The following is a 24,159-nucleotide window of genomic DNA, read 5'->3' on the forward strand; positions in this document are numbered from 1 at the left end:
ATATGTTGCGTTATGTGATGGTTGAGTCTTCTATTTATGTTATTTTTTGGTGACTTTATAGTGAAATATAACAATATTAAGCGTTAAGTTTCATATTGATTTTTGTGTCTCTAGGTTGCATTATCCGCCCGTCAAAAAATACGCTGGTACGTAAAATGGATGCATGAAGCGACATTTACGATTCTAGATTGCCCTTAAAAACAAACACTACTTAATTAGCTAAGCACACTTTGACACTTAGCAGGCAATCTGGTGGATGGCTAGGATGCATAGACCGGCGCAACTCACTTTGAGGTACGCATGACAGACTTAATCAATTTGATGAACGATCTCCTTTGGGGTTCGATTCTGGTTTATCTTCTTGTTGGTGTAGGTATTTACTTCACCTTTCGATTGGGATTCATCCAGTTCCGCCACTTCGGGCACATGTTTTCGGTTCTAAAGAACAGTCGCAAAGCAGACAAAGCTGGTATTTCTTCTTTCCAAGCACTTTGTACCAGTCTCGCAGCACGTGTTGGTACCGGTAATATGGCCGGTGTGGCAGTTGCGCTAACAGCGGGCGGACCAGGCGCTATCTTCTGGATGTGGCTGATCGCGATGCTTGGTATGGCAACATCGTTTGCAGAGAGTACTCTGGCACAGCTATACAAAACCAAAGATGATGATGGCAACTACCGTGGTGGTCCTGCTTACTACATGGAAAAAGGTTTGGGCATGCGCTGGATGGGCGTCTTGTTCTCGGTTTTCCTAATCATCGCTTTTGGTTTGGTATTCAATGCCGTTCAAGCTAACTCTATTGCTAATGCGATGAGTACGGCATTTGGCTGGAACTCTTTATACGTTGGTATTGGTGTTGTTGCCTTGTCTGCTGCGGTTATCTTTGGTGGTATCAAGCGTATCGCTAAAGTCGCGGAAATGATTGTTCCACTTATGGCACTGCTTTACCTTGCGCTCGCGCTAGTGGTTGTGTTTGCCAACATCGAGAAGCTTCCTGCGGTACTTGCTCTGATTGTTAAGAGTGCCTTTGGTCTGCAAGAAGCAGCGGCTGGTGGTTTAGGTTACGCTATCGCACAAGCGATGATTAACGGTGTAAAACGCGGCCTATTCTCGAACGAAGCTGGTATGGGTTCTGCGCCTAACGCAGCGGCATCTGCAACGCCGTACCCGCCGCATCCTGCGTCTCAGGGTTACGTTCAGATGCTGGGTGTGTTTATGGATACAATCGTGATCTGTTCTTCTACGGTAGCGATCATCCTGATGTCTGGTGAATACGTAGGTCAGGCGACAGAGGTTACCGGTATCGAACTGACACAGCGCGCATTGAGCTCGCAAGTGGGCGACTGGGGTGGCATTTTTGTTGCTGTCGCAATCTTCTTCTTCGCGTTTACTTCGATCATTGCAAACTACTCATACGCTGAGACTAACTTAGTCTTCCTTGAGCATAACCATAAAGCGGGTATCGGTATTTTCCGAATCATCTTCCTGGGTATGGTGATGTTTGGCGCGGTAGCTTCGTTACCAATGGTCTGGTCGTTGGCTGATGTGTCAATGGGTCTAATGGCGATTGTGAACTTGGTGGCAATTATTCTGCTATCGGGCATCGTTATCAAGCTGGCTAAAGACTACAACCGTCAGCTAGACGCTGGTAAGGTACCAACATTTGATGCTAACGATTTCCCAGAGCTGAAATCTCAGCTGGAAGAAGGCATCTGGTACAACGACAAAAAAGACTGAGTGTCATAGTTAAAAGCTATTAGCACGATTTATAAAGCCATGCAGACAATGCATGGCTTTTTTTGTACCCTTAACGGTATATAAAATTAAAAGGATAGAGTCAAAGTCATGCTTATCGTAGTTTCTCCTGCCAAGACACTGGATTATGAGTCTCCGTTAGCAACGGAAAAGTTTACTCAACCTGAGTTGATTGAATTCTCCAAAGAGCTGATCGAAGTTTGCCGTAAATTGACGCCTGCTGATGTTGCGTCGTTAATGAAGGTGAGCGACAAAATTGCAGATCTGAACGTAGGGCGATTCCAAGAGTGGAGTGAAACCTTCACGACTGAAAATTCACGTCAGGCGATCCTCGCGTTTAAAGGGGACGTTTATACGGGTCTTGAAGCGGAAACCTTGTCTGAAGCTGACTTTGATTACGCTCAGGATCATCTGCGTATGCTATCTGGCCTTTACGGTTTGTTGAAGCCATTGGATTTGATGCAGCCATACCGTCTGGAAATGGGTACTAAGCTTGTGAACGACAAGGGCACTAACTTGTACCAGTTCTGGGGCAATATCATCACTGACAAGCTTAATGAGGCGATTTCAGCGCAAGGTGACAATGTGCTTATTAACCTTGCATCAAATGAATACTTTAAAGCGGTGAAACCTAAGAACCTTGACGCTCAGGTTATTACGCCAATTTTTAAAGATTGTAAGAATGGCCAATACAAAGTGATCAGCTTCTACGCGAAAAAAGCGCGTGGCATGATGGCGCGTTACATTATCGAAAATCGTATTGAGAGTGTGGCTGACCTGACCAAGTTTGATACGGCGGGTTACTATTTTGTTGAAGAAGAGTCGACGCCAACTGAGTTGGTCTTCAAACGAGAAGAGCAGAACTAAGCTCAAACTCCGGACACAAAAAAGGGTTGGCATTGCCAACCCTTTCGCTATTTTAGACTTACAAGCTTACTTCTTTTTAGCGACTTTCTTTTTCGCAGTTTTCTTCTTATCGTCTTTTTTCTTTTTCTTCTTAAACACTGGTTTTTTGTGCTTTGGACGCATCTCTTTGATGAAGCGCTCTTTGATGTCTTCTTTAACGTAACGAGCGACGCGATCCATCATTGGCTGGTCGTGCGCTTCTACAATTGAGATAGCATTACCTTTTTTACCAGCACGAGCGGTACGGCCAATTCGGTGCAGGTAAACATCTGCTGTACGTGGCAAGTCGTAGTTGATCACGTGTGACACATCAGGAAGGTCGATACCACGAGCTGCAACGTCTGTTGCCAGTAGAACGTTAACTGTTCCATCACGGAAACGTGAAATCGCGTTGTTACGGCGGTCTTGTGGCATTTCACCTTGAATCCATGAACATGGAATCTGTGCGCTTTCAAGCTGGCTACGCAGTTCAGCCAGACGTTCACGCGTTTTCAGGAAGACGATTGTACGTTCTGCTTGCTCCGTGATGATGTGCTTGAGTAGCGCGAGTTTATGCTCTGCGTCGTCCGCTCGGTGATACCACTGTGCGATCTTCTTACGTTCGCGTAGCGGTGACTTCGCATCGATCTCTGCAGGTTCATTCAGCAGGTCCGCAGTAAAGCCTTCAACGCCTCTGCCTTCTAATGTTGCAGAGAACAGAAGGGTTTGCTTACGCCAGCGACACTCGTTCGATAGACGATCGACTGTTGGCGCAAAGCCCATGTCTAGCATGCGGTCAGCTTCGTCTAGGATTAACCATTCAATCGCACGACAATCAAAGCGCTCAGCTTCAATGTATTCGCGCAGACGACCTGGTGTCGCAACAACGATGTCTTGCGTGGTAGCAAGAATGTCAGCGTGCTCTTGGTACTGAACGCCACCGGTGATGGTAAAAATATTGAGCTTAGTATTTTTCGCCAGTGCACGGGCTTGATCCGCAACCTGCATCGCCAACTCACGCGTTGGGGTTAGGATAAGGATACGCGCAGGTCCAGGTTTACGACGTGGAAAATCCTGTAGGTATTGCAGAGCAGGCAATACGAATGCTGCTGTTTTACCTGTGCCAGTCGGTGCTGACGCTAGAATGTCACGACCATCCAACGCTTGTGGGATTGCTTCTGCCTGGACTTTTGTTGGGCGTTCGAAGCCCATTTCTTCAATGGCATCAAGTAAGTTTGAGTCTAGATCAAGTTCAGCAAAGGTTCTGATCACAATGAGTTCTCCACAAGCAAGGCTTGGTTAATGGTTCGCCGCAACAGCTTAAAATACGAAAAGGTCGCACATTATAAAGTGATTGGTGATAAGGATCACATGTTATTTCACATCTTAAGATAAAACTCACGGGTTAGCCGGACAAAATCGTCGCTGTACCCGCCTGATGAGTGAATGATCAAGTGAGATATTTGAGTGTCACAAGGCTGCTTCGCTAACTCAAACAGCACACGATGAACTGGCTTTCTCTCTGATGGCTGCACACGGCAAAGACGAGATAAATACCAGCCCTGTTGTAATGCTAACTCGATAAACTGCTCACCTTCGGTGACAGGTAACACAAAGCTGGCTTTTCCATCCTCTTCTAACAGTTGGTAACAACGATGCAGCAAGGCGTCATGGCGCAGAGAGTCTGTGTGTCTTGCTGTCGCTCGCTGACTCTGTTTGGATTGCTCGCCACTATTGAAATAGGGCGGGTTACAAATGATTCTCTGGAATAACTGAGATGGTGTGAAGGTCAGCACATCGGCATGAAAAACAGATAACCTTTCTTGCCATGAAGAGTGGGTAAAGTTTTTCTGAGCGGCATCGATTGCTGTGGCTTCAATATCTAAGGCCGTTATCTTCGCTCGGCTAAAGCGTTGGGCACACATTAATGCCAACAAACCTGTGCCTGTGCCTATATCGAGTATCTCAGCATCTTCAGGGCTTTCAACCCAGGCTCCTAGCATCACGCCATCTGTACTGACCGGCATGCCACTTTCACCACCTTCGATGAAAAACTGCTTAAACTTGAAGCTCTTAGTTTTATGTTTTTCGTTATTCATGTTTATTTTATATATGCTCTATATTTCAGTTCTTTCATCTAATGTTTATTAATTGTGTGGTTTGTTGTGTTGTAGGTTAGTAAATTGTATCGTTGTTTGATCGAGATAAATTTCTAGATTTTTGTTTTATATTGGTTAGATTAACTGGTTTTTAATTCTATATATAAATTAATATGGTGTTTTTTTCTCATAGGTTGCCAAATGATGATTCTTTCGTCATTATGCGGCGCTATTTTATAGATTGAACCACGAGTACTTGTTAATAACAAAGACTCCAAAAGTGGTCGATGCATAACACAACATTCACACATTTTTTAGACAAGGGTTATCTGTGAAACAGACATTAAAACTAACAGATATTATCGCAGTAGGCTTTATGCTGTTTGCGTTCTTTTTAGGTGCTGGCAACATCATCTTTCCACCGTTGGCTGGCCAATTGGCTGGTGAAAACCTAATGCCAGCGATGTTCGGTTTCTTGCTAACAGCGGTAGGTCTACCTCTTATTACTATCGTTGCTATCGCTGTAGCTGGCGGAACTTGGGATCATCTAACGCAAGATCTACCGAAAAAAGCAGCGGTTGTGATGGCAGCGTTGATCTTCATTATTATTGGCCCTGCATTTGCGGCTCCTCGTACAGGCCTTGTGGCCTACGAAATGGCTGTTAAACCATTTTTTATTGAAGCGTCTCAAACAAACCTGACGGCATTCTCAGTGCTGTTCTTTGTTGTCGCGATGCTATTCTCATGGTTCCAGGGACGTTTGATCGACCTGATTGGTAAGGTGCTGACTCCTGTCCTGTTCCTTGGTTTGATTGTTCTTGCTCTTGCAGTATTTATTGATCCTCAAGGTGAAATGATCGGTGCAACAGGCGAGTACTTAACTCAACCGCTAACGAAAGGCTTCCTAGAAGGTTACAACACCATGGATACCTTCGCGTCACTGATGTTCGGTATGCTGATGGTGGATGCGCTTCGTGGTAAAGGTATTACTGAGCGCGCGGCAACGACAAAATACCTGATTTTTGCTGGCTGTATTGCAGCAGCGGGTCTGGCGTTCGTATACATTTCGCTGTTCTACTTAGGCGCAACAAGTGCAACAGTAGCAGCGGGTGCTGATAATGGCGGTTTGGTTCTGAGCCAATACGTTCAGGCACTGTTTGGTCCTTACGGTCAAATCGTTCTTTCAGTGATCGTATTACTGGCATGTTTGACCACAGCGATCGGTCTTATCTCTGCGTGTTCTGATTTCTTCAGTTCTAAAACGTCGCTGTCTTACAAACACTGGGTTCTGATTAACGGTTCTGTGTGTGCGTTGGTTGCTAACGTTGGTCTTGCGCAGTTGATTTCTCTGTCTGTTCCAGTGTTGTTCGCACTGTACCCTGTAGCAATTGCATTGGTAGCGTTAACGTTTGTGCGTAGCAAACTGCCTAACACTCGCTTTGCTTACCGTGCAGTACTGCTTGTTTCTTTATTGTTTGCGTTACTAGATGCAGCAAAAGTAGCAGGTATGGATGTATCGGCTTTCAATATGCTGCCTCTGTTTGAAATCGGTATGGGTTGGGTTCTGCCAACGCTGGCTGCGATCATTTGTATGTTCTTCATTTCTAAGCCTCAGAATGAGCTGCTAGAAGAAACGGCGTAAGTTTATATAACGACGAATAACAAAAAGCCCGATGAAGTGATTCATCGGGCTTTTTATTTTGGAGTGGAAACGAATAGCGATTAAAGCGTATCGTGGAATTCGACCAGCACTTGTTCACACCACTTCTCAATGCGTTCGTCACTCAAGTCGTACTGAGAATCTTCATCTAGTGCCAGGCCTACAAATTGGCTGCCATCTTCAGTGAGTGCTTTAGAGGCTTCGAATTCATAGCCTTCATTAGGCCAGTAACCAATAAATTGTGCGCCAGTTTCTTTCAGCTCGTCATGGAGCAGGCCCATAGCATCCAGATACCATTCACCGTAGCCTTCTTGATCGCCCAAACCAAATAATGCGACCACTTTTCCTTTTAATGGCGTCGTTGCGATGTCTTGCCAAATAGCGCTCCAGTCCTCTTGGATTTCACCAAAGTCCCAGGTAGAAATACCAATGAGCAATAAATCGTAGTCAGCCATCAAAGCTAGCGGTGTCTCTTTCACATTGTGAATGTCGACAAGATCTTCTCCAATGATGGAACGAATTTTCTCTGCTGCCATTTCGGTATAGCAGGTCGTAGAGCCGTAAAAGAGTCCGATTTTCATTATATTCGTCGTGTTTTATGTTGCTGTTATAGAGGATTTTAACCTTAAACTGCCTGCGAATGCAGCGAATATCGTTAGATTAGCGCACGAAGCTATTTTTTTATGGCATTCAAACAGGGGCTGTCTTACCCTCAGAGGTTAATTACAAAAACAAAAAAGGAAGCGCGAATGACAGCACAGCTGCCTGTCAATCAACAAGATTTTGCTTTTGTGGAGCAATTCTTAGACGCGATGTGGATGGAGCGAGGACTGTCTGAGAACACGCTAGCTTCATACCGAAATGATCTAATTAAACTTCTTACCTGGATGGAGCAACAGCGTTACCGTCTCGATTTTATAAGCTTAGCTGGCCTTCAAGAGTATCAAAGCTACTTGGTCGATTTAGATTACAAACAGACTTCCCGTGCACGAATGTTATCGGCGATTCGCCGTCTGTTTCAGTATCTTCATCGCGAAAAAGTACGTGCCGATGACCCTAGTGCATTATTAGTCAGCCCTAAGCTACCACAGCGTTTACCGAAAGACATCAGCGAAGAGCAAGTCGATGCTTTGCTGGATGCGCCTGATCCTAATGACCCGGTAGAATTGCGCGACAAAGCGATGTTAGAGTTACTTTACGCGACAGGGCTTCGTGTTACTGAACTGGTAAGCCTGACGATGGAAAACGTCAGTTTGCGTCAGGGCGTGGTCCGAGTGACGGGTAAAGGCGGCAAAGAGCGCTTGGTACCGATGGGTGAGAACGCCGTGGACTGGATTGAAACTTTTATTCAGCAAGGTCGGCCAGCACTGCTGGGAGAGACCTCTTCGGATGTGGTGTTCCCAAGTAAACGCGCACGGCAAATGACTCGTCAGACGTTCTGGCATCGTATTAAATACTATGCTGTGATAGCGGGAATCGATACCGATCAATTATCGCCGCATGTGTTACGTCACGCTTTTGCAACACATTTACTGAACTATGGCGCAGATCTCAGGGTCGTACAGATGCTACTAGGGCATAGTGACTTATCGACCACGCAAATTTATACTCACGTGGCGACTGAACGACTGAAGCAGATCCACAGTCAACACCACCCAAGAGCATAGTGATGGTTTATTCATCCCTTCTCATTGGACGAAAGAACGTATTTTTAAGGTGATTTTAATGAGCGTATTACGCCGACTAACTCTGCTGACTTTACCATTTTTTGTTACCGCTTGTGGGGCGGAAGAAAGTCAGGCTAAAACGGAAACTCCAGCACAACAAGTTGCCCCAATGGCGCAACAACACTTTGATGAAGCAGCATTAAAAGCAAAGTTTTCAAAACTTGGCTTATCCATTGTGGATATCAAACCATCAGACGTCACAGGTTTGTTAGAAATCCAAACCAATGGTGGCATTTTATTCGCGTCTAATGATGGCAATCACTTTATCGCTGGCACCTTGTATGCGATTGATGAAAATGGTGGTTATAAAGATGTGCTGGCCGAGCGTCAGGCACCACTCAATGCTGCGAAGATTGCAGAATTTTCTGACAGCATGATTGAGTTCAAGGCTGATAATGAAAAGTATGCAGTGACCGTATTTACCGACATTACATGTGGTTACTGCGTGCGTCTGCATAACCAAATGCAGGGCTACAATGATTTAGGTATTACCGTCCGCTACATGGCTTACCCACGCCAAGGCGCGACGGGGCCAGTTGCTGATCAAATGGCAACAATTTGGTGTGCAGATGATCCGAAAGCCGCTATCCACAATGCGAAAGTAAATCGTACTTTTGACAACCCTGCGAAGGACTTGAATCAGTGTAAAGAAACGGTTCAGGCACATTACAATGTAGGTCGACAGCTTGGTATTTCTGGTACGCCAGCAATCTTCCTACCTGGCGGTGAAATGGTAGGTGGCTATCTGCCTCCTGCTGATCTACTAAACCGTTTAGAGCAACAATAATCCTTTAGGAGCAGAGCCAGCCGCACCGCTGGCTCTTTTCAAGCATGATAGAAATTCAACGACGTCCGGAACCGAATCTTTCCCTTCTGCCGGATTCCATCCCCCCGATTTTGAAGCGCATCTATATCAATCGTGGCATCACGGATATGGCTCAGCTGGAAACCTCAGCGCGTGGTTTACACTCGTATCAAAAACTGGGCGGTATTGATCAGGCGGTTGCACTTTTGTTCCAGGCCATTAAAGAACAAAAGCGCATTATCGTCGTAGGGGACTTTGATGCCGATGGCGCGACCAGTTCCGCATTGTCAGTGATGGCGTTACGCATGCTGGGTAGTGCCAATGTGGATTACTTGGTGCCAAACCGTTTTGAAGACGGTTACGGCCTTAGTCCGGAAGTGGTTGATCAAGCTCTGGAGCTTGGCGCTGAGATGATCATGACCGTGGACAATGGTGTCTCTTCGATTGAAGGGGTTCGCTATGCCAAAGAAAATGGCATCACGGTACTCGTCACTGACCACCACTTGCCAGGGCAAGTTCTTCCTGACGTGGATGCTATGGTCAACCCAAACTTGGAAAGCTGCGCGTTCCCATCTAAAGCGTTGGCAGGAGTTGGGGTTGCGTTCTATCTGATGATGGCGCTGTGCGTTCACATGCGCAAACTGAACTGGTTTGCCGAGCAAGGGATGCAAGAGCCTAAACTGATGGAACTGATTGATCTTGTTGCGTTAGGCACGGTGGCGGATGTTGTGCCACTGGATGAAAACAACCGCATTCTGGTTCATCAAGGTCTGCAACGCATTCGTGCTGGTAAAGCTCGTCCGGGAATTCAAGCGCTGATTGAAGTGGCTAAACGCGACGCCCGTCGTCTGGTTGCGTCGGATTTTGGATTTGCTCTTGGCCCGCGGATTAACGCGGCTGGTCGTTTGGACGACATGTCTTTCGGGGTCGAGCTGCTGATGTGTAACAACATCCATGCCGCACGCCGAATGGCTAGTGAACTTGATGGACTCAACCAAACCCGTAAAGAGATCGAAGAAGGAATGAAGCAGGAGGCGATGGCCTTTTGTGAGCGCCTGCAGTTTGGTGAAAACAGTGAGTTACCTTATGGCTTGGCTCTGTTTCAGCGCGACTGGCATCAGGGTGTGATTGGTATTCTTGCCTCGCGTATTAAAGAAAAATTCCATCGCCCAGTGATTGCCTTTGCCGACGGTGGTGAAGGGACGATCAAAGGGTCTTGCCGTTCGATCCCTGGTCTGCACATGCGTGATGCGCTCGATTTTATCGATACACAAAATCCGGGGTTGATCATCAAGTTCGGTGGCCATGCGATGGCGGCTGGATTAACCATTAAAGAGCAGGACTTTGAGCGCTTTAGCCGTTTATTCGATGAAGTGGTTAAGAAAGAGCTTGATGACGCCGCGTTAAAAGGCGTGATCCTTTCTGACGGCGAACTTAAGCCGGAAGAATTTTCGATGCATGTTGCTGAGCTTCTGCGCGCTGGTGGCCCGTTTGGACAGGCGTTCCCTGAACCGGTTTTTGATGGTGAGTTTAAGGTATTACATCAAAAGCTGGTGGGAGAAAAACACCTGAAATTAATGTTAGAGCCACTGCATAAAGGTCATCCAACCAACGTGATGATTGATGGAATCGCGTTCAATGTCGATTTGCGTCGCTGGCCGGATGCGTCGGTAAAAACGGTGCGTTTAGCATACAAATTGGATGTGAACGAATTCCGTGGAAATCAATCTCTGCAACTTATGATTGATCACATTGAAGCTAAGTAAGAACTAAGTTCTTCTCAGATATCGAGTACGGTCTCCTTTACGCGCGGGACCGTACTTTTTCTTGACTTAATCTGCCTTTCCATTCGAAATTTTCCTGTATCTCCGTCACATTTTTCAGTAGAATTCCTCGGTTAAATTCTATTCTAAAATGTTGAGTAAACATGTTTGAAATCAATCCAATTAAAAACCGTCTACAGGACGTGTCTGAGCGCACAAATGTCCTGAGGGGGTATCTTTGACTATGACGCTAAGAAAGAGCGTCTAGAAGAAGTAAACGCAGAACTAGAACAACCAGATGTATGGAACGAGCCTGAACGTGCGCAAGCACTAGGTAAAGAGCGTGCATCGCTAGAAGCGGTTGTTGAAACCATTGATCAACTTGAGCAAGGTGTCGAAGACGTTGAAGGTCTTCTGGAGCTGGCTGTTGAAGAAGAAGATCAAGAAACGTTTGACGAAATCGAACCAGAACTTGCTGAGCTAGAAGAGAAGCTAGAGCAGCTTGAGTTCCGTCGTATGTTCGCAGGCGATCACGACAGCTCTGATTGTTACATCGACTTGCAAGCTGGCTCGGGCGGTACAGAAGCTCAAGACTGGACCAACATGATGCTACGTATGTACTTACGTTGGGCTGAAGCAAAAGGCTTTAAAGCGGAAGTGATCGAAGTATCTGAAGGTGAAGTTGCGGGTCTGAAGTCAGCAACGGTTCGTATCTCTGGTGAGTACGCTTACGGTTGGTTACGCACAGAAACGGGCGTTCACCGTTTGGTTCGTAAATCGCCATTTGATTCAGGCGGCCGTCGTCATACATCATTTGCTTCTGCGTTTGTTTACCCAGAGATTGATGACAACATTGATATCGACATTAACCCGTCCGATCTACGTATCGACGTTTACCGAGCGTCTGGTGCGGGTGGTCAGCACGTTAACACCACAGAATCTGCGGTACGTATTACGCACGTTCCAACCAACACTGTGGTTCAGTGTCAGAATGACCGTTCTCAGCATAAGAACAAAGATCAAGCAATGAAGCAGCTTCGTGCAAAACTGTTTGAACTTGAACTTCAAAAACAGAATGCCGAGAAGCAAGCAAATGAAGATGCGAAATCTGACATCGGTTGGGGCAGCCAGATCCGTTCTTACGTACTGGATGACTCGCGTATCAAAGATTTACGCACAGGCGTTGAAAACCGTAACACTCAGGCGGTTCTTGACGGCGACCTAGACAAATTTATTGAAGCTAGCCTGAAGTCAGGTCTTTAAGCTTTTCACCGACACTCAAATCGAAACAGGATACATCGAAAAATGACTGATGCTGTTCAAAACGACAACGTACAAGAAGAAAACAAGCTGATTGCTGAACGCCGCGCGAAACTGGACGAGATTCGTAAGAGCTGCAAAGCAAACGGCCACCCAAACGACTTCCGTCGTGACGCACTAGCGGGCGACCTTCAAAAAGAGTTCGGTGAGAAGACTAAGGAAGAGCTAGAAGAGCTTAACCACGTTGTTGCAATCGCTGGCCGTATCATGGCGAAACGTGGTCCTTTCCTAGTAATTCAAGAGACTTCTGGCCGTATTCAAGCGTACGCTGCAAAAGACGTACAGAAAGAGCTTAAAGCTAAATACCAAGGTTTAGACATCGGTGACATCATCGGTGTGAAAGGTGCGCTGCACAAGTCTGGTAAAGGCGACCTATACGTAAACATGGAAGAGTACGAACTGCTAACTAAAGCGCTGCGTCCTCTACCAGAAAAATTCCACGGTCTGACTGACCAGGAAATGCGTTACCGTCAGCGTTACGTAGATCTAATCGTGAACGAAGATTCACGTAAAGCGTTCATCATTCGCTCTAAGCTAGTGTCTGCGATTCGTAACTTCATGAGCTCAAAAGGCTACCTAGAAGTGGAAACGCCGATGATGCACGTGATCCCTGGTGGTGCGACTGCGCGTCCATTCATTACTCACCACAACGCTCTGGACATCGACATGTTCCTACGTGTTGCTCCTGAGCTGTACCTGAAGCGTCTGGTTGTTGGTGGTTTTGATCGTGTATTCGAAATCAACCGTAACTTCCGTAACGAAGGTCTTTCTCCTCGTCACAACCCAGAATTCACAATGATGGAATTCTACCAAGCTTACGCTGACTACAAAGATCTGATGGATCTGACTGAAGAGATGCTAAGCACAGTGGCGATGGAAGTTCTGGGTTCAACATCAATGCCTTACGGCGAAGAGACTGTTGAATTTGGCGGTACTTACGCGCGCATGAGCATGTTTGAAGCAATCAAACACTACAACCCTGAGCATGCAGAAATCCAAGCACTAACAGAAGCGGATCTACAAGACCGTGAGAAGATGGTTGCGATTGCGAAATCAGTACACGTTGAAGTGGAAACATTCTGGACATGTGGTCAGCTTCTTGAAGAAATTTTTGGTGAAACGGCTGAGCCTCAACTGATTCAACCGACTTTCATCACTGGCTACCCAGCGGATATTTCTCCACTGGCACGTCGTAGCGATGACAACCCATTCTTCACTGACCGTTTCGAGTTCTTTATCGGTGGTCGTGAAGTGGCGAACGGTTTCTCTGAGCTTAACGATGCTGAAGACCAAGACGCACGCTTTAAAGCACAAGTTGACGCGAAAGACGCGGGCGATGACGAAGCAATGTTCTACGATGCAGACTACATCACTGCACTTGAGCACGGCCTTCCGCCAACAGCTGGTCAAGGTATCGGTATTGACCGTCTGGCAATGCTATTTACTAACACGCACACTATCCGTGACGTGATTTTATTCCCAGCGATGCGCCCACAAGCGTAATTGATTGAGAAATAAAATAAAAACCACCTTAGGGTGGTTTTTTTTTGCCTTTAATTTAAACAAAATCAGACAATTGCATTAAATTCTTTACAGGATATGCAAATAAACATTCGCCAAAACTCAATCTATTGCATAGTCTTAATATTGAGACAGACTTGAGCGATCGGAGTCTCGATAATGTTACCCGTTCGCACAGATGGGCTTTTCACAAATATTTTATCAACAATAAATAATAAGGGTTAGAGAATGGCTGGGCAGTTTAAGATGGATTCCATTCCGGGGTCGCTTGTCGTCGTCGGCGGCACGTATGAGCCTTGGTTATCAGTATTAGAGCAAGTTGGCTGGAAGTGTCACCAGGTAGGTGATTTACGTAAAGCTAATGCGTTGTTGGAAGATATTGGTCCCTGTATTGGTATCGTAGACCTTAGCCATGATGAGTTCAGCTTAAACGGTTTGGCTAACTTGGTGAGTTCTCATAAGCACGTGCGTTGGCTGGCATTTATCAGAGAGTCGCAGCTGGGGGCTGATACGATCTGCCAGTTTATCGTCAACTTTTGTATCGACTTCTTCACTGCTCCAATTCCTGACGCGCAACTATTAAGCACCATCGGTCACCAGCTTGGTATGCTGAAATTAGAAAAGAAAGTGTGGCCAAGTTTTGGTAACAGTCTTGATATGGGCCTGTTGGGAGAATCAATCCCAATGAAACGTTTGAGAGATCAGGTGAAGCGTATCGGTCCAACAGACGTCAGTATCCTTATTTCTGGAGAAAGCGGTACCGGAAAAGAAGCGGTCGCCCGAGCGATTCATAAGGTCTCTTCCCGTTCTCACAAACCGTTTATGTCGATTAATTGTCGAGCTTTGAACGAGCAGAGATTCCAAGCGGAAGTGTTTGGTATGGCAGCGAACAGTTCAATAGGTCCAAGCTTACTGGAACAGGCTGATGGTGGTACCGTTCTTTTTAATGACGTGCTTACCATCTCTAAGCAACAACAAATGAACTTGTTGAGGTTTTTGCAAGAAGGCACTGTCGAAACCGCTGACGGTGTGAAAAGTGTTAACGTTCGTATTCTTGCTGCGAACTCATCTGATGTAGAGAAAGCGCTGATTAACGGTGACTTCAACGAAGAGCTTTATCACTACATTAACGTGTTGCGAATTAGTGTTCCTAGCCTTAAAGAGCGTGCCAGCGACATTGCGTTATTGGCGCGTTTCTACTTGCAAGAGTTTTCAAAAGAGTACAACTCACAGGCGAAAAGCTTCTCAGAAGATGCCCTAAAAGCTCTGACGCGTTACTACTGGCCTGGCAATGTGCGCGAGCTAATGAATCAAGTCAAACGTGCAGTATTAATGTCTGACAGCGTTGTGATTGACGAGCATCATTTAGATCTGCCTCAACGCAATGACTCCAAACGAAGCCTGAAATCGATTCGCGAAAAGAGCGAACGTGATGCATTGCTTGTAGTTTTGGAGTCGCACTCAGGCCAAGTGTCGAATGCTGCTAAAGAGCTGGGTGTCTCGCGTGCAACCATGTACCGCCTTCTCAACAAGCATAATTTAATTTCAGACCAAACTATCTAAGCCATATGTCTTCATTGATTCGGAATAGATTGAAATAACAAGAGCGGCCAATGGTCGCTTTTGTTTTTCTATATTTATGATTTATAAAATTCGATGATTTATATATTCCCTAGATGAATATGTTATTCAAAAAAACATATGCAACTTGATTTCAGGTTATTGGTTTGTTTTTTATCGAGACGGCAAAAATTGTTTGATAAATAAACACCAGAGCTTACAATTTAACCGTAACTCAAAGAGTTATATCACTTCATAAACGGATTAATTTTTAGCTAGGAGGCGCAAGATGAAACATTACGTTGATAACACCATGACTTGCGCTGATTGTATTTCTATCGCACCGACACCTCTAAAATCGGCAGATATCAATACTACCACTGGCTCACGAGATAAAAATTAACCCGTAACCTATCTTATTTTTTACTAGGCTGCGGAAAAATGGCGGCTTAGTACCACAGTTCAATCTGTTTCTCTGCGCACTATTTTTCCCAGTCGACCTATATCGATACTTGGAGAAAATATTATGCGTCACTCTATTTACTTGAAACTTGCCACTCTACTTTTGAAAGCAGACTTAAGACGTGAAGAAAAGGAATGGCAACGCAAAGTTCGCCGCTCTGCTCATGATATTCCGTGGACTAATGTGCACTTATTGAAGGATATTGGTCTGGACCCAGAAGGTCGCTCTACACGCGTAAGTGTTCCTGACATTGTTATGGTTGAGCGTCGAGTTCGTCATCTTCGTCGTGTTTTAACTGCGCGAATACCGACATAATTTATAGCGTGTTGGGCTTTGTCTGTTGCTATCTATGAGACGTAAGTTCGGCACGCTATAAATACATAACTTTGAAAGAGTTAATCCAAATAGAACGAAACAGGCTGACCTTAGTGGTCAGCCTGTTTGCATTTATGGACAAGGGTTGGAATAGGTTGTGCCTATGGTTTGAATCTCAGTTAGCAGCTCTTCACTGAGTTGGAGATCAATACTATCAATGTTGGCTTTTAGCTGATCTAGGTTAGTGGCACCAATAATATTTGAAGCGACAAACGGACGCTGATTCACGAATGCTAATGCCATTTGAGCCGGATCTAAACCGTGCTCTCTCGCCAAATTCACATACGCTTCGGTTGCTTTGACGCCCTGAGGCGTAAAGTAACGAGCAAAGCGCTCCCATTTAGTACAGCGGGCGCCTTCTGGTTTCGCTCCGTTGAGATATTTACCGCTCAGACAACCAAATGCGAGAGGGGAATAGGCCAGTAGTTGGACGCCTTCGTAGTGGCTAATTTCGGATAAGCCCACTTCAAAGCTGCGGTTGAGTAAGTTATACGGGTTTTGAATGGATACGATACGTGGCAAGTCGTGCTTTTCTGCTAAGCGTAGCAACGACATTACGCCCCAAGGTGTTTCATTTGATACGCCGATATAGCGAACCTTACCCGCGTTGACCAGCTCGGTTAATGCTTCTAGTGTTTCGATTAAGGTCACTTCTTCTTGTTTGTCTGGGTAAGGGTAATTCAGTTGTCCGAAGCAGTTAGTTTGACGTTGTGGCCAGTGCAATTGGTATAGATCAACGTAATCCGTTTGTAGTCGTTCCAGGCTTGTATCAATGGCATCGTGAATATTACGACGATTCAGGCTCATGTTGTCGCGAATATAGGGAACGCTTCTCGGTCCGGCGACTTTTGTTGCCAGTACGACTTTTTCTCGTTTGCCTGATTTTGCTAGCCAGTTTCCAATGTATTGTTCGGTCAGTCCTTGTGTCGATGCTTGTGGTGGCACAGGGTACATCTCAGCGGTATCGATGAAGTTCACCCCATGATCCAGGGCGAAGTCGAGCTGCTCAAACGCTTCTTTTTCTGTATTTTGTTCACCGAACGTCATGGTCCCAAGACAAATCTTACTTATCTCGAGCGATGAGTGCGGTAGTTTGGTGTATTGCATTTCACTTCCTTGAGTTACCGACTTAATAAGTTCTTCCAATATAGGGGATTTTTAGGCGCTCTCGCAAATGATTTACGTTTAACCATATCGATGACTCGAAAGCTATTCATACCGTAACTACACTTAGAGCAAGTGGTAAAGGAGGTGAATCATGCAGAAGCATCAATTGGACATGTGGTTACATGGTCAGCACAAAGACAGCTATAAAATGCCTAAGGTCTTTGTGATAGGTTGCTCTGATGTCTCTGACTATTTGCTAGCAGTGGAATACAAACACCAACTGGAACCGATCAAAGATGGCGAAGAACCTATTCATTTCGGATCGTTAGAATTGGTGAAAGAAGAGCTGCTCAGGTTGGGGTTCGACAAAGCATATTTGAGGTTGCACAATGCGTACGACGAATGCGGCAGTGATGAGGTCGCTTCATATTGTGATATTGAATTGTCACTCATCACGCACTAAATGTCGGTAGCTGCCTTACTCCGATTGGGCGTTGATATAGTGCTTCAACAAAATCTGCTCGGTAAATTGTGTTCTGAGGTAGAAACCTCGGGGCAGAGTTTTTATCGGCTTGCCATTTGAGCTGTAAGCTTCTGTTTGGGCTTTGGCATTGGCGGCTTTTGGTCTCAGATGCAGTGCCTCTCCGTGTCTGGCGGATATTTGATCAAATTTGCCCAGTACGATCATTTCCATCAATTCTTCCCAGTCGCAACGTAAAATGCGCTCTTCTTCTTCATCGGGCGACCAAATCAGAGGGCTGCCGACACGACGCTCAGCAAGAGGAATTTCTCGCTCTCCTTCAACGGGCACCCAAAGTACACGAGAGAGCTTGTTTCGTACGTGGCTTGTTTCCCATGTCAGGCCTTGCACGCCAGTTAGGGGGGCGACACAGACGAACGTGGTTTCTAACGGTCTGCCTGAATAACCAATTGGAATACTTTTGAGTTCGATCCCCAGTTTGGAAAAGTCTTGTTGGGGTTTACTGCCCGCTGGTGCGCCTAAATGCCATTCAAGTAACTGACCCACCCAGCCTTTGTCCCTCTTTAAATTCTCAGGAACGATCATATCGGCTTCTGCTGCAAGTTCCTCAAAGCTGAGACCGGCGATATCGTGAGCACGCTCCATAAGCTCTGATTCTGTTTGTGGTTCTGGTTTCATAATGAATGGGGGTTATCTCAAAACATACAGTCTAACAAATTCCGAAAAAAAGCTCTGTTTAAGATTTCATCGAGGTGGATTAAGAATGATCAATTCATAACTTATCCACAGGTAGGTGGGGTGGTGATTGGATCTAAGCCGGTGCTGGATGAATTAACAGGGGTTTTAAACGGTTTTTAGGCTTGATTTTATTAGGATGTCGTGAAGCTACGCTGGATAAGTGTGGATAAATTGCAGGTTGGTGGATCTTTGACCGATCTGTTTTTGATGAAAAGATCATCAGTTGGTTTTTGATCATTTAATCATCGAGTTTGGATTTAAAGTGAAATTAATCAAGTGTTTATTTTTAGTTGTCATTAATATTAACCAAGTGGTTTGCGAATGTTTTGAACAGAAATACTTTTTGCTATCGAATTCTTCACAAAGTTATTCACAGAAAAGGTGAATAAATGTGGGCAATGTCTCACTCTTGTGTTGATAAAGTATTTTATGGCTAAAAGATATCCAATGATGGTGGAAAAGTAATAAATCTTGCTCATATCACATCAGTAAGTTTGCTAGTCATGGGGATATGTGGAAAAATCACGGTAATAAAAAATTATTCATAGAGGTTAGCCAGTGATAGATGGCGATGGTTACCGACTGAATGTTGGTATTGTGATATGTAATAACCATGGTCAGGTCTTCTGGGCTAAACGATACGGGCAACACTCATGGCAATTTCCACAAGGTGGAATTGACGAAGGTGAAACACCTGAGCAAGCAATGTTCAGGGAGTTATATGAAGAAGTCGGTTTAACGAAAAAAGACGTTAAAATCATTGCAACAAGTCGTCATTGGTTAAGATATAAGCTACCAAAGCGACTGGTGCGTTGGGACTCCAAGCCTGTTTGTATCGGCCAAAAACAGAAATGGTTTCTGTTGCGATTGGAATGCGATGAATCTCGCATTAATATGCAACGTGGGAAATCCCCTGAATTTGATGGTTGGCGGTGGGTAAGTTATTGGTACCCGGTTAGGCAAGTTGTTTCTTTCAAGCGAGACGTTTACCGTCGAGCAATGAAAGAGTTTGCTTCTTTAGCCATGCCTTTTCGAGAAAGAAAAGCGAAAGGGAAAAGAAAAAAGCAACGTAGAGGATAGTCATGCTCAGCCAGCTAAGGGAAATAGTTGAAAAAGTCTCCAGAGTCGACGATGTCCATCTGGCTCTCGATATATTGGTTAAAGAGACTTGTGCTGCCCTTCGCACAGAGTGTTGTACTATTTATCTTGCTAATGAAGAGATGCAGCGCCTTGAGTTAATGGCAACTCAAGGCCTGACTTTTGAAGGTGATAGCATCCATATCAACTTCGATGAAGGCTTGGTCGGGTTAGTAAAACGTAGCGCTGAGCCGCTCAACCTTGCTGAAGCGTCTAAACATCCCGAGTTTAAATTTTTCCCTCAGCTCGGAGAACAAATTTTCCACTCTTTCCTAGCCACTCCTATTATCCATCGCAAACAAGTTCTGGGTGTTTTAGTTATTCAACAGAAAACGCCGCGTTTGTTCAGCGAGATGGAAGAGTCATTCCTCGTGACGCTCTCCGCTCAGTTAGCGGTATTGATTGCTCATGCACAAAGTCTTGGTCATTGGCAGTTAGCTTCTAAACCTACTGTTCTGAAAGGCGTACCAGCGTCTACTGGCGTGGCGATTGGCGAGTTCTGGTTTGATAATACTCAACCTAGCTTGTCCGATGTTTTTCCTGCCTCTACGTTAGACAAAGAGCGAGAATATGAACTCTTGCTGGTGGCGATCGAACGCGCCTTAAATGACTTCCGCCGAATGCGTAAGAAGCTGGATAGTGAAATCAATAAAGACGCGTTAGCTATCTTCGATCTGTTTACTCACTTGTTGAACGATCCGATGTTGCGCGGTGATCTCAAGAAACAAATTGAGAAAGGCGACAGAGCTGATTGGGCATTGCGCCAAGTGGTGGAGTCGTATTCAAATCGATTTGCCCGAATGTCTGATGTGTATATGCGCGAGCGAGCGCAGGACATCAGAGAGTTGGGCCAAAGATTGCTTTATTTCTTGCACAATAGTGAGCAAGAGAATTCTGCCATTGACCGACCAGTCATTATGGTGGCGAATGAGCTTACCGCAACCTTACTTGCGTCGGTTCCTAAAGAACACTTATTGGCGGTGGTTTCGCTAGAAGGGGGAGCAAACTCTCACGCGGCGATTCTATCTCGCGCACTAGGTGTGCCTGCTGTTATGGGCGCAAACATCAACACAGAAGTGGTCAATGGTAAGTTGGGCATTGTTGATGGTTATACCGGAGAGATTTTCCTCGAGCCAAACCGTCAGTTATTACGTGAATACCGCAGTTTAGTCAGCGAAGAGACTGAGCTCGCCGCAATGGTGAACAAAGATCTCGCACTACCTGCGATTACGCAAGATAACCACCAGATTGAAGTGATGCTCAATGCGGGTCTTAGCGCGGACAGCAATATTGCGATCAACACAGGTGTGGATGGGGTAGGGTTATATCGAACTGAAATTGCATTTTTACTTCAGCATCACTTTCCATCTGAAGATGAGCAGTATCATCAATACAAAGCGATACTAAACAGTTACGCACATCAGCGTGTGGTAATGCGTACATTAGATATCGGTGGGGATAAACCACTGCCGTATTTACCTATCGATGAAGATAACCCATTTTTAGGTTGGCGCGGTATTCGCTTTACCTTAGATCACCCGGATATTTTTCTTATCCAGTTACGCGCGATGTTAAGAGCAAGCGCTGATAGCGGTAACTTAAGTATTTTGTTGCCAATGGTCTCTGGTGTGAAAGAGTTGGATGATGCGATTACTTTAATTAATCAGGCATATACTGAAGCCGTGTTGATTGATGAGCGTATTCAGGCACCGAAAGTCGGGGTTATGATCGAAGTGCCATCGATGGTGTACTTATTACCGACCATCGCACATCGCGTTGATTTCGTTTCCGTGGGTACCAACGACTTAACCCAGTATTTATTAGCCGTGGACCGGAACAATTCCCGTGTTTCTGATGTCTATGAATCCATGCACCCAGCCGTGTTGCTGGCGCTAAAGCAGATTCATGACGTTTGTCAGCAATATCACGTACCGGTTTGCATCTGTGGTGAGTTAGCTGGTGATCCGTTTGGTTCGCTCTTGTTATTGGGCTTAGGCTATACATGTCTGAGCATGAACACGTCTAACGTCGCTAAGGTTAAGTATTTGATTCGTCACAGCCAACAAGAAGAACTTAAAAAATTAGCGGAACAAGCTATGACACTTTCATATGGAGAAGAAATTCATCAAATGATGCATGATTTCTTTATCCAACAAGGATTCGCTGGCTTTATTAGGGCAGGCAAAAAGTAGTAGGTAATCGTGACTGTCTCTTTATTTTTGTTATTGCTGGCATTGGGCGCGTTTGTCGGTGTCATGGCGGGTCTGTTAGGTATCGGCGGCGGGTTAATTGTGGTACCTGCCTTGCTGTATCTTCTTCCTTTTGCGGGTATTTCGCCTGAGCTGAGTATGCATATTGCGCTGGCGACTTCACTGGCGAGCATTATTATTACCTCTGGCTCATCGGCCATGCATCATCTCAAACTCGGTAATGTCGATATGTTTGTGGTCAAGTGGTTGATGCCAGGAGTGGTAATTGGTGGTTTTGTCGGTGCCAGTTTAGCTGAATTAATTCCCACGCATTATTTGCCAAAGCTCTTTGGTGTGATTGTGCTGCTTCTTGCGGTACAAATGTTCCGCTCTATTAAAGTACTTAAATCCAAACCCATGCCGAGTAGCCCGGTTACCGTAATGTATGGCGCAGGCATTGGTGTCGTGTCCAGTTTGGCTGGGATTGGTGGTGGTTCGCTGTCCGTTCCTTTCCTCAACAAACATGGTGTTGAAATGCGAAAAGCGGTGGGCTCGTCTTCGGTGTGCGGCTGCGTCATCGCTATTTCAGGTATGATCGGTTTTATCTTGCACGGCTACAAAGCTGAGAATTTACCTGCGTACAGTATTGGGTATGTTTATCTTCCGGCTTTATTAGCGATTGCCATGACCTCTATGCTCACCACCAAAGTTGGCGCGAAGCTGGCGACCCGTCTTCCTACAGCAGTATTAAAAAGAGTTTTTGCCGTATTTTTGATTATCATTGCGGCGACCATGTTACTGTAAATTTTATCCGTTTTATTTGTATTAAGAAGAGAATGATTTATGTCTCAGGGATTCATCGAATTTCCCAATATTGATCCGGTTTTAATCTCTATTGGTCCTGTCTCAATCCGCTGGTACGGCTTAATGTATCTGGTTGGCTTTATCTTTGCCCTATGGCTGGCGAACCGCCGTGCTGATAAACCGAACAGTGGCTGGACGAGAGAGCAGGTGTCCGATCTATTGTTTGCGGGCTTTCTCGGCGTAGTGATTGGTGGCCGAGTGGGTTACGTGATTTTCTACAATTTTGAGTTGTTCTTGGCAGATCCTTTATACCTGTTTAAAGTCTGGACGGGTGGCATGTCATTCCATGGCGGCTTACTCGGCGTGATTACAGCAATGTTCTGGTACGCACGCAAAAACGGCCGTACTTTCTTTGGTGTGGCCGATTTTATTGCTCCACTTGTGCCGTTTGGTTTAGGAATGGGGCGTCTGGGTAACTTCATGAACAGTGAGCTGTGGGGGCGTGTCACCGATGTACCTTGGGCGATTATTTTCCCGAACGGTGGTCCTCTACCTCGTCACCCTTCCCAGTTGTATGAAATGGCGCTGGAAGGCGTGGTTCTATTCTTCATTTTGAACTGTTTTATCAAAAAGCCGCGTCCTCTCGGTTCAGTATCAGGGCTATTTTTAGCTGGATATGGTACATTCCGCTTCCTAGTAGAGTTTGTACGTGAACCGGATGCTCAGCTTGGTCTGTTTGGTGACTTTATTTCGATGGGACAAATCCTGTCTACGCCGATGATCGTGCTGGGAATCCTGATGATGGTTTGGGCGTACAAACGTGGTCTTTACCAAGATAAAGCTCCAGTTAAAACGAAGTAAGGTATTGGTGTGAAACAGTATTTAGATTTGTGTCAGCGTATCGTTGACCAAGGTGTTTGGGTTGAAAATGAGCGTACAGGCAAGCGTTGTCTGACGGTGATCAACGCGGATTTGACCTACGATGTTGCGAACAACCAATTTCCTTTAGTGACGACACGTAAAAGCTTCTGGAAAGCGGCTGTTGCTGAGCTACTGGGTTACATCCGTGGTTATGACAACGCAGAAGACTTTCGCAAATTAGGCACCAAAACCTGGGATGCAAATGCTAACCAGAATGACGCATGGCTGAATAACCCTTACCGTAAAGGTGAAGACGACATGGGCCGTGTATACGGCGTTCAAGGTCGTGCATGGGCTAAGCCTGATGGCGGCCACATTGACCAACTGCGTAAGATTGTTGATGATTTAACGCGCGGCATAGACGACCGTGGTGAGATCCTTAACTTTTACAACCCAGGTGAATTTCACATGGGTTGTTTACGTCCATGTATGTACAGCCATCACTTTTCACTTCTCGGTGACACGTTGTACCTCAACAGCACACAACGCTCATGTGATGTGCCGTTGGGGCTGAACTTCAACATGGTTCAGGTTTATGTTTTCCTGGCTATCATGGCGCAAATTACCGGTAAGAAGCCGGGTCAGGCGTATCATAAGATTGTGAATGCACATATTTATGAAGATCAGCTGGAGTTGATGCGTGATGTGCAACTAAAACGTGAACCACTTAAAGCACCAACTTTCCACATCAACCCTGAAATCAAATCTCTGGAAGATTTGGAAACTTGGGTCACGCTGGATGACTTCTGGGTCGAAGGCTACGAATATCATGACGCAATTCGCTACCCATTCTCTGTGTAGTCTGCTCTGTTGGTCATAAGATGAAAAAGCTCCGAATGGAGCTTTTTTCGT

Annotated in this window: 21 protein-coding genes; 16 read left to right on the top strand and 5 right to left on the bottom strand. The window is 45.5% G+C overall.

The window, feature by feature from the left end:
- Positions 1–300: 300 nt before the first annotated feature.
- Both DBX26_RS02345 and yaaA read left to right on the top strand, forming a co-directional pair.
- Positions 301–1,734: a sodium:alanine symporter family protein gene (locus DBX26_RS02345; protein WP_014230840.1), complete on the top strand. Its 1,434-nt coding sequence runs from the start codon at positions 301–303 to the stop codon at positions 1,732–1,734.
- A 108-nt stretch (positions 1,735–1,842) separates the two neighbouring features.
- Positions 1,843–2,619, top strand: a complete 777-nt coding sequence (gene yaaA, locus DBX26_RS02350; RefSeq protein ID WP_118117731.1) for a peroxide stress protein YaaA — start codon at positions 1,843–1,845, stop codon at positions 2,617–2,619.
- 66 nt (positions 2,620–2,685) lie between these two features.
- On the opposite strand, the gene srmB is transcribed toward yaaA, so the two are convergent.
- Together srmB and DBX26_RS02360 are read right to left on the bottom strand one after the other, a co-directional pair.
- Complete coding sequence (srmB, locus tag DBX26_RS02355) at positions 2,686–3,909, bottom strand: ATP-dependent RNA helicase SrmB (protein WP_065296356.1); 1,224 nt, start codon at positions 3,907–3,909, stop codon at positions 2,686–2,688.
- Between the two features lie 107 nt (positions 3,910–4,016).
- Positions 4,017–4,736: a tRNA1(Val) (adenine(37)-N6)-methyltransferase gene (locus tag DBX26_RS02360; protein WP_118117733.1), complete on the bottom strand. Its 720-nt coding sequence runs from the start codon at positions 4,734–4,736 to the stop codon at positions 4,017–4,019.
- 331 nt (positions 4,737–5,067) lie between these two features.
- On the opposite strand from DBX26_RS02360, the gene brnQ reads away from it, so the two are divergent.
- Entirely contained in the window at positions 5,068–6,378 is a 1,311-nt protein-coding gene (brnQ, locus tag DBX26_RS02365; protein ID WP_118117735.1) for a branched-chain amino acid transport system II carrier protein, read from the top strand.
- Positions 6,379–6,458: 80 nt separating this feature from the next.
- On the opposite strand, the gene fldB is transcribed toward brnQ, so the two are convergent.
- Positions 6,459–6,977 carry a flavodoxin FldB gene (gene fldB / locus DBX26_RS02370; RefSeq protein ID WP_014230845.1) on the bottom strand — a complete coding sequence of 173 codons (519 nt, stop codon included), beginning with the start codon at positions 6,975–6,977 and terminating at the stop codon, positions 6,459–6,461.
- A 168-nt stretch (positions 6,978–7,145) separates the two neighbouring features.
- Between fldB and xerD the strand changes: the two genes are divergently transcribed.
- The 7 genes from xerD to DBX26_RS02405 all read left to right on the top strand — a co-directional run bounded on the left by xerD (position 7,146) and on the right by DBX26_RS02405 (position 15,870).
- Positions 7,146–8,063, top strand: a complete 918-nt coding sequence (xerD, locus tag DBX26_RS02375) for a site-specific tyrosine recombinase XerD (RefSeq protein ID WP_014230846.1) — start codon at positions 7,146–7,148, stop codon at positions 8,061–8,063.
- 58 nt (positions 8,064–8,121) lie between these two features.
- Positions 8,122–8,910, top strand: a complete 789-nt coding sequence (gene dsbC / locus DBX26_RS02380) for a bifunctional protein-disulfide isomerase/oxidoreductase DsbC (protein WP_020335915.1) — start codon at positions 8,122–8,124, stop codon at positions 8,908–8,910.
- Positions 8,911–8,954: 44 nt separating this feature from the next.
- Positions 8,955–10,694, top strand: coding sequence for a single-stranded-DNA-specific exonuclease RecJ (gene recJ / locus DBX26_RS02385; protein ID WP_118117737.1), 1,740 nt, complete (start codon positions 8,955–8,957; stop codon positions 10,692–10,694).
- 161 nt (positions 10,695–10,855) lie between these two features.
- Positions 10,856–11,954 (top strand): peptide chain release factor 2 gene (gene prfB / locus DBX26_RS02390; RefSeq protein ID WP_118117739.1). Its coding sequence is split into 2 segments (ribosomal slippage): positions 10,856–10,930 and positions 10,932–11,954, totalling 1,098 coding nucleotides; the frame shifts between segments, so codons are not numbered across the junction.
- 42 nt (positions 11,955–11,996) lie between these two features.
- Positions 11,997–13,514 (top strand): lysine--tRNA ligase, encoded by a 1,518-nt coding sequence (lysS, locus tag DBX26_RS02395; RefSeq protein ID WP_014230850.1) that lies wholly within the window; start codon positions 11,997–11,999, stop codon positions 13,512–13,514.
- A gap of 246 nt (positions 13,515–13,760) precedes the next feature.
- Positions 13,761–15,095 (top strand): cyclic-di-GMP-binding transcriptional regulator VpsR, encoded by a 1,335-nt coding sequence (gene vpsR, locus DBX26_RS02400; RefSeq protein ID WP_014230851.1) that lies wholly within the window; start codon positions 13,761–13,763, stop codon positions 15,093–15,095.
- A 523-nt stretch (positions 15,096–15,618) separates the two neighbouring features.
- A complete protein-coding gene (locus tag DBX26_RS02405) occupies positions 15,619–15,870 on the top strand; it encodes a DUF1127 domain-containing protein (RefSeq protein WP_118117741.1) in 252 nt (83 codons plus the stop codon).
- Positions 15,871–16,002: 132 nt separating this feature from the next.
- Here DBX26_RS02405 and DBX26_RS02410 read toward each other — a convergent pair whose 3' ends face one another.
- Positions 16,003–17,037 (bottom strand): NADP(H)-dependent aldo-keto reductase, encoded by a 1,035-nt coding sequence (locus DBX26_RS02410; RefSeq protein ID WP_065296363.1) that lies wholly within the window; start codon positions 17,035–17,037, stop codon positions 16,003–16,005.
- A gap of 151 nt (positions 17,038–17,188) precedes the next feature.
- On the opposite strand from DBX26_RS02410, the gene DBX26_RS02415 reads away from it, so the two are divergent.
- Entirely contained in the window at positions 17,189–17,500 is a 312-nt protein-coding gene (locus tag DBX26_RS02415; RefSeq protein ID WP_014230854.1) for a DUF6482 family protein, read from the top strand.
- A 15-nt stretch (positions 17,501–17,515) separates the two neighbouring features.
- Here DBX26_RS02415 and mutH read toward each other — a convergent pair whose 3' ends face one another.
- On the bottom strand, positions 17,516–18,196 hold the full coding sequence (gene mutH / locus DBX26_RS02420; protein ID WP_118117743.1) for a DNA mismatch repair endonuclease MutH: 681 nt from the start codon (positions 18,194–18,196) through the stop codon (positions 17,516–17,518).
- A 618-nt stretch (positions 18,197–18,814) separates the two neighbouring features.
- Between mutH and rppH the strand changes: the two genes are divergently transcribed.
- From rppH to DBX26_RS02445, 5 genes are read left to right on the top strand one after another with little or no spacing between them, the layout of a single operon-like run.
- Entirely contained in the window at positions 18,815–19,336 is a 522-nt protein-coding gene (gene rppH / locus DBX26_RS02425) for an RNA pyrophosphohydrolase (RefSeq protein ID WP_005381953.1), read from the top strand.
- A gap of 2 nt (positions 19,337–19,338) precedes the next feature.
- Positions 19,339–21,585, top strand: coding sequence for a phosphoenolpyruvate--protein phosphotransferase (gene ptsP / locus DBX26_RS02430; RefSeq protein ID WP_118117745.1), 2,247 nt, complete (start codon positions 19,339–19,341; stop codon positions 21,583–21,585).
- A gap of 9 nt (positions 21,586–21,594) precedes the next feature.
- Positions 21,595–22,386, top strand: a complete 792-nt coding sequence (locus DBX26_RS02435; protein ID WP_014230857.1) for a sulfite exporter TauE/SafE family protein — start codon at positions 21,595–21,597, stop codon at positions 22,384–22,386.
- A gap of 39 nt (positions 22,387–22,425) precedes the next feature.
- On the top strand, positions 22,426–23,247 hold the full coding sequence (gene lgt / locus DBX26_RS02440; protein WP_118117747.1) for a prolipoprotein diacylglyceryl transferase: 822 nt from the start codon (positions 22,426–22,428) through the stop codon (positions 23,245–23,247).
- A gap of 9 nt (positions 23,248–23,256) precedes the next feature.
- Entirely contained in the window at positions 23,257–24,108 is an 852-nt protein-coding gene (locus DBX26_RS02445; protein WP_014230859.1) for a thymidylate synthase, read from the top strand.
- The last annotated feature ends 51 nt before the right edge of the window (positions 24,109–24,159 follow it).

The sequence above is a fragment of the Vibrio sp. dhg genome (genome assembly GCF_003443775.1).
Lineage (GTDB): Bacteria > Pseudomonadota > Gammaproteobacteria > Enterobacterales > Vibrionaceae > Vibrio > Vibrio natriegens.